Origin of the sequence: Halomonas sp. hl-4 (genome assembly GCF_900215475.1) — a bacterium.
Taxonomy (GTDB): Bacteria; Pseudomonadota; Gammaproteobacteria; order Pseudomonadales; family Halomonadaceae; genus Vreelandella.
In genome coordinates this window covers 2,983,775-2,990,605 of the sequence record NZ_LT907845.1, presented here as the reverse complement: position 1 = coordinate 2,990,605, position 6,831 = coordinate 2,983,775, and the positions used below count along the sequence as shown (strand labels likewise).

General features: G+C 54.2%; 5 protein-coding genes. All 5 read left to right on the top strand.

The features are described 5' to 3' along the window. Nucleotides 1-436 precede the first annotated feature (436 nt). The 5 genes from CPH17_RS14200 (at nucleotide 437) to CPH17_RS14180 (ending at nucleotide 6,638) form a co-directional block, all read left to right on the top strand. Complete coding sequence (locus tag CPH17_RS14200; RefSeq protein WP_096300000.1) at nucleotides 437-2,206, top strand: type I secretion system permease/ATPase; 1,770 nt, start codon at nucleotides 437-439, stop codon at nucleotides 2,204-2,206. After that, on the top strand, nucleotides 2,203-3,543 hold the full coding sequence (locus tag CPH17_RS14195; protein WP_096299998.1) for an HlyD family type I secretion periplasmic adaptor subunit: 1,341 nt from the start codon (nucleotides 2,203-2,205) through the stop codon (nucleotides 3,541-3,543). The genes CPH17_RS14200 and CPH17_RS14195 overlap by 4 nt, the downstream gene beginning before the upstream one ends. Nucleotides 3,544-4,050: 507 nt before the next feature. Continuing rightward, complete coding sequence (locus CPH17_RS14190) at nucleotides 4,051-5,358, top strand: ATP-grasp domain-containing protein (protein WP_096299996.1); 1,308 nt, start codon at nucleotides 4,051-4,053, stop codon at nucleotides 5,356-5,358. 203 nt (nucleotides 5,359-5,561) lie between these two features. After that, the gene (locus CPH17_RS14185; RefSeq protein ID WP_074394892.1) at nucleotides 5,562-5,915 is read left to right on the top strand and encodes a CidA/LrgA family protein; all 354 of its coding nucleotides are present in this window, start codon (nucleotides 5,562-5,564) and stop codon (nucleotides 5,913-5,915) included. Nucleotides 5,916-5,918: 3 nt separating this feature from the next. Beyond that, nucleotides 5,919-6,638 carry an LrgB family protein gene (locus CPH17_RS14180; protein WP_074394891.1) on the top strand — a complete coding sequence of 240 codons (720 nt, stop codon included), beginning with the start codon at nucleotides 5,919-5,921 and terminating at the stop codon, nucleotides 6,636-6,638. Nucleotides 6,639-6,831 lie beyond the last annotated feature (193 nt).

Genomic DNA, 6,831 nt, shown 5'->3' with positions numbered 1-6,831 from the left:
GAATGTATCCAATTGTTACAATTTGTCAAAAATATAGAAGCATAAAAGCAATTAAAAACATACACTTAAAATAAATAGTGCCGATTTCGACAATATTGAGACCGCTAAACGTGACATAAAAAATCGGTGGTTTTCGTTAGAAAAATAACGTTGCCGACTCACGGTAAGTGTTGGTTAATCCAAATTTGCGCACGAGTGATTAACTCAAACAAAACTAAAAAATTGATCCTCTGCCTTCAAAAAGAACCTGATACGCTAACTAACATATTATTTACATAATGATTACAAAAGAGCGGCATCGCCTCGCGGCAGGTAGCTGGCCATTAGGCGATAAGTCCTCTCATGGTGACCCGCATCATTGATGGCAAGACCCCTCTTGTCGGTAGCGTGATAGCTGGGCCTTAAGCACCACCCAACAATGCTCTGGAGCTCAGCCATGTTGAATTCGCACGAAGGGTCGGACTTGCAGAAAGTGCTTAGCACCTGCAAACGCAGCTTCCTTTATGTTGGTCTATTCAGTTTGTTTATTAATCTGCTGATGCTCGTGCCACCGCTTTACATGTTGCAGGTCTATGATCGGGTCATCACCACGCGCAGTCAGGAAACGCTGCTGATGCTGACCCTGGTCGTGGTTTTCCTGTTTGTGGTGATGGGGGGGCTTGAGCTGATGCGGTCACGCATCCTCGTAAGGATCGGCAATAAACTCGATGTGCAGATCAGCCAGCGACTTTATTCGGCGATGTTCAAACGCTCGCTGATGATGCCCGGCAAGCCCTCGGCCCAGCCGCTGAATGACCTGACGACACTGCGCCAGTTTCTTTCTGGCAACGGCCTGTTTGCTTTCTTCGATGCGCCTTGGGTGCCGATTTATATCGGCGTGCTGGCGTTGTTCCACCCTTGGTTTGGGCTGTTCGCCTTGGGGGCGGGCATCATCCTGGCGACACTTGCCATCATCAACGAGGTCACCACCAAAGCGCTGCTGAATGACGCCAACAGCCAGCATGTGATGTCCCAGGACCTGGCCAACAGCAACCTGAGAAACGCCGAGGTGCTCCACGCCATGGGCATGTTGCCGGGCATTATGGGCCGCTGGAGCGTGCGCCATCGCGAATACCTGGTCCTGCAATCCAAAGCCAGCGACAGGGCCGGGCTGATCACCAATACCTCCAAGGTGCTCAGGCTGATGTTCCAGTCGCTGATTCTCGGCCTAGGGGCGTATCTGGTACTGGCGGGCGACCTGACGCCCGGCATGATGATCGCGGGTTCCATTCTGATGGGACGCGCCTTGGCCCCTATTGATCAGATGATTAACGGCTGGAAGGGGTTCTCTGGAGCTCGCACCGCCAAGGCGCGTCTCGAAGAGCTGCTGACGGCGATTCCTGCTGAAGAGCCGCGCATGCCACTTCCCAACCCTAAAGGACGCCTCACGCTTGAGGGGGTGACGGCGGCACCACCTGGACAGAAACTGGCGACCCTGCGCGATATCAACCTGACCATCGCCAAGGGCGAACACATCGCCATCGTGGGGCCCAGCGCCTCCGGCAAGTCGACCCTGGCCCGCGTGGCGCTAGGCATCTGGCCAAGCCAGTTCGGCTGTGTGCGCCTGGACGGTGCCGACATTACCCAGTGGAATCGTATCGCGCTGGGCCCCCACATCGGTTACCTGCCCCAGGATATCGAGCTGTTCGATGGCACGATCTCGGAAAATATCGCCCGCTTTGACGAAGTCGACCCCCAAGCGGTGGTACTGGCGGCACAGAGAGCTGGCGTGCATGACATGATTCTTGAACAACCCAACGGCTATGACACCTGGCTCTCCCACGGAGGAAACGCCCTCTCCGCAGGCCAGCGCCAGCGTATCGGCATGGCACGCGCGCTGTATGGCAAGCCCGTGTTGGTCGTCATGGACGAGCCCGATGCCAATCTGGACGATGCCGGTGAGCAGGCCCTTGCCCACTGCTTGGTTCGGCTACGCCAGGAAGGCACCACGGCATTGATCATTACTCACCGCTCGCTCCTACTGAGAAATGTCGATCGGGTACTGGTGTTGAAAGAAGGCCAGATCGCCTCGCTCAAACCACCCACCAGAATAGCGCCCGTTACACGCATGACGGCAGATGGCGGCCGCCCTGTGCCGTCCCAGCGCGTCGCGCCACTAAAACCTAGCGCACGAGGCCGCCATGGCGGCGAGGAGACCCCGTCATGAGTATGCAGAAGCCTCAAGGGCCCGGCATCGCACCCGCAAAAAGCGATGAATTACCGCTCGAAGATACGCGCTACCGCCGACTGGGCATCGCCATTTTGATCATCGCCGTTGGGGGGTTTGGCAGTTGGTCCGTGTTCGCCAATCTGGCGGTTTCCGTTGTGGCGCCAGGTTCTGTGTCGGTAGAAAGTTTTACCAAAACGGTTCAGCACCTGGAAGGCGGAATCATCAAACATATTGAGGTTGAAGATGGCGACCATGTTGAAACCGGGGATGTGCTGATGGTACTGGACGACACCCAGGCACGCTCCCAACTGCAGGTCACCCGCTCTGACTACCTTATCAGCCGCGCCACCGAGGTACGGCTTTTGGCTGAGCTGAGCAACGCCGAGACGCTAAGCTTTCCCGAGGAGCTTACCGCCTCGGAGCATCCCCGAGTGAAGGAGGTGCTTGATGTCCAGCGCCGCTTATTCGACTCCCGGCGTGAGTCGCTCACCAGTACGCTGGCGTCTCTTGACGAGCAGATTGTGCAAATGAACGAGCAGATTGAAGGCCTGATCAATACGCAGAGCATCAATCAGCGGCGCATCAGCTCGCTCGAAGGCGACGCCGCCAATCACCGCAAACTGTTTCAAAATGGCATGATCAGCAGCCAGCGGATGCACGAACTGGAGCGAGAAAGCCTCGAATACCAGAGCGTCAATGCCCAGCACGCCTCAGAAGTTGCCCGGCTGCATTCACAAATCAGTGAAAACGCGCTGCAAAAGCAGGTTCGCCTGCAGGAGTTTCAGCAGCAAGTGGGCGAGGCTCTACGCCAGACCCAGGCCGAAGTGGCCGACGCCGAAGAGCGGCTCACTGCCCTGATGGACAAGGTGAACCGCACCGAAGTGCTAGCACCGGTTTCAGGCACAGTAGTGGGCCTGAAAGTGCATACGCTGGGCGGCGTTATCCGTTCGGGTGACCCCCTGCTGGATATCGTGCCAACCGATGTGGGGTTCATCGTCGAAGCCAAGGTACCGGACCATGATATTGACCACCTCTACATGGGTCAGCCCGCCGAGATCCGTTTCAGCGCTTTCAACCAGCGTCTTTCAAACGTCATCGACGGCGAAGTCATCCACGTAAGCGCCAATAGCTTTGAGGACGAAGCGACCCGGGCCCGCTACTACAAGGTACGTCTGCGCGTCACCACCGAAGGCGAAGAAGATATGACCGAGACCATGAAGCTGCTTGCCGGTATGCCCGCCGAAGTGATGTTGCGTACAGGCGAAAGAAGCTTCTCCAGCTACATGGCCAAACCCATCACCGACATGCTGGCCCGTGCCATACGTGAAGATTGAGGAAGAAGAACTCGTTTAAAGGCCGTGATTGGGATATTGGGCTAACGGCTCAATATCCTTTTTAGCTTTTAATTCAATTATTAAACGCCTTAATAACACATCCAGCTACCCCATAAATAAGGCAAACACGTACGCCCATTTTCAGCCTTCCGACCTAGCAAAAAGCATATAAAGATGTGGCTCCCATAAAGCATGGTTGGTGTACTTTAGATGACAGCGTCCCAACGCAGACCTTCAGGCAAATATTGAATTCTCGTACTCCTGATTCGTACAGCTTACGAAGTGAATCGCAGCAGTAAAACCTCTACAACCTTTCATCAAAAACCCTACAACTCGATTGCCATTTGTAAAGAAATCGACTAGCTTGAAGGAAGTAATACGCTTAAAAACTTCCCTAGTGCTGGCATGTTCGATCATCTCTACACAACACTGGCTGCGGCTTTTTCACCCAGTGCGCTCTAATGTCGGCGCGGCCTGTCTGGGTCACCCAGCAAAGGAGAACATCGAATGTCGAGAACATCAGAAAAGCAATTACCCGAAGCAGTAGCCGCTTGGCGCGATCCAGAAATGGACTCGGTTAAGGGAACCGAGACCCCAAAGGATCCGAACAAGGGATATATCGCCCTACTTGGCTGGAGCGTTAATGCGATCAAAGCGGCACAAAAATTTGATCGCCGCTATGTGGTAGTTGCTCCAGAATGGGCGGAGGACTTCTGTGCCGCCAACAACATACCTTTCATTTCGTGGGATTTTATCCGCTTGAATGATCGGTCTATGGAAATCGCCGAGCGGCTCAAGGCCGAAGGCGTAGACGTGGCCATCCCCCTGTTCGAAGAAACCGTCGAGTGGTCTGGTGCAATTAATTCCGTCCTTCTCGACAGCCCTCGCATGTTCGGGCAGTCCATCCTATTCCGTGACAAAGCGCTTATGAAGCGCCGTGCACAGCTTGGCGGTATTCGCGTGGGGATTTTCGAGGAGGCGCACGAGAAAGAAGACATCGTTCGCTTCATGAAGCGCGTTAACCAAACGCTGCTCAAGCTCGACGGAGACCCGGACGACCCGATTCACGTCAAGGCATTCGACAAAGCGGGCTGCCTTGGACACCGCATGATCCGCACCATAGATGAAATTGACCATATTCCAGATGAGGAATACCCGCTGCTGATGGAAAGCCACTTGAGCGGCTGGGAGTTTGCCGTTGAAGCCTGGATCCACAATGGCAAAATCAAGTTCCTCAACATTTCGGAATACGTCACCCTAGGCTATTCGGTATTCGTCCCCGCGACCGAGCAGCTCGAGAGCTGGCGCAACGCGATTACCAAACAGATCGAGTTGTTGATCAAAACGTTCGACATCCAGTTCGGCCTAATTCATCCCGAGTACTTCGTGACGGCAGACGGCGAGATGTACTTTGGCGAGGTTGCCTACCGCCCGCCTGGGTTCAAGGCGTTTGAGCTAATCGAGAAAGCCTACGGATTCAACGCCTACCAGGCATCCATGTTGGTGTTCGACCCCAAAAGCACCACTGAAGAAGTCGATGCGTTCTTCCCCCGCGAAGTGGTCGACGCGAAAGGCTACGCGGGTTGCTTCGGTGTATATCCAAGGCGCCGTGTGGTCAGCAAACTGGAAATGCCCAAAGAATGTGTTGACCACCCCTACTTCGAGTCACACGAGCTGGTCGCACCGACGGAAGAAACCGTTCCTGACCGCTCGGCCTTCGGGACGCACTGGGGCCTTGTCTTCTTCTTTGGCGACGACCCCATCAAGATGCGCGATCTGCTGAAAGCGCAGGAAGACCTAGACTTCTACGTCTAGCGCTCCTGAAACGCAAAACGTAGCACGATGGGCGCGTCTATCAGTCTCCGGAATACTCAAATTCCTGATGTTGATAGGCGCGCCCTACTTTTTTTTGCCAGTAATCCCATAGCATGTATCAAAAATATCCGTAACGTGGTGAGCTCGCCATATGGATATACACCGCTCACCCCTTTCCGAAACAACTGGCGAGGTAACGCAATATGGTTCAGGGTTTTTTGATACTGCTGATTTGCCAATTAATTGGCGAATGGCTAATGGTATGGTTCGGCTGGCCAATTCCAGGCCCGGTGGCGGGAATGATGCTCCTACTGATTGGGCTGATGCTCTTTGGCCGCGTGCCCGATGGCCTACGCTTACCCGCCGAGGGCTTAGTTCGGCATTTATCGCTGCTGTTTGTGCCAGCGGGCGTAGGCTTGATGCTATTTGCAGAGACACTCGCCCAGCAGTGGCTTACGATCCTGGTGTCGCTGCTACTGAGCACCCTTATTACCCTGTCGCTAACCGGCTGGATGCTGCAGGCGTGGGAAACACGTCAATACAAGCATAAGGAATAAGCGATGGAGCTCACCAGTTTTTGGGTTTACTTCAACGCTCGGCCACTATTCTGGATTGTGATTACTCTGGGGGCTTATCTGGTAGCCAGTGCGCTTAATCATAAGGCAGGTGGCACGGCGCTGCTACATCCTGTGCTGGTTGCTATGTTGATGATCATCTTGCTGCTGACCCTTAGCGGCACCGACTACGACACCTACTTTGAAGGGGCGCAGTTTATTCATTTCCTGCTGGGTCCCGCCACCGTCGCTCTGGCCGTGCCCCTTTATGATCACCGTGCACGTATTCGCCAAATGCTGCTGCCATTGCTGGTAGTTTGCCTAAGCGGCAGCCTGACGGCCGTCGTGACCACTGTGTTGATTGGCCAGCTTTTTGGTGCCAGCGATGCGCTGTTGCTATCAATGGCCCCTAAATCAGTCACGTCTCCCATCGCCATTGGCATCTCGGAACAGATAGGCGGGTTCCCATCACTATCCGCCGGTTTATCATTGACCACCGGCATGATGGGCTGCCTGTTAGCCCCACTGGTATTTCGTGTTCTCAAGGTGCGTTCACATACCTCAAGCGGCTTCGCTCTGGGCCTGGCCGCACACGGGTTCGGAACGGCCTATGCCATGCAACGCAGCACCCTCGCAGGCGCTTTTGCCGGCTTGGCGATGGGCATGACGGGGATATTCAGCTCCGTGTTGATTCCGCTTGTCAGTCAATTACTCGGCTTGAATTGAATACGACTCACGGAACACAAGTTATATTTTATGCAAAAAGAAACCAGCAGACATTATAGTGCTAGTAACAGGCGATGGGGGGTTTTGACTTACTCGTCAATAAAATTCGCACTAAACATGGTAAAAGCGTTAAAGCTTATAGCACCCCTAAGTTTACAGCAGCATCACTTATCAACGAAGCCAGTGATTCTAT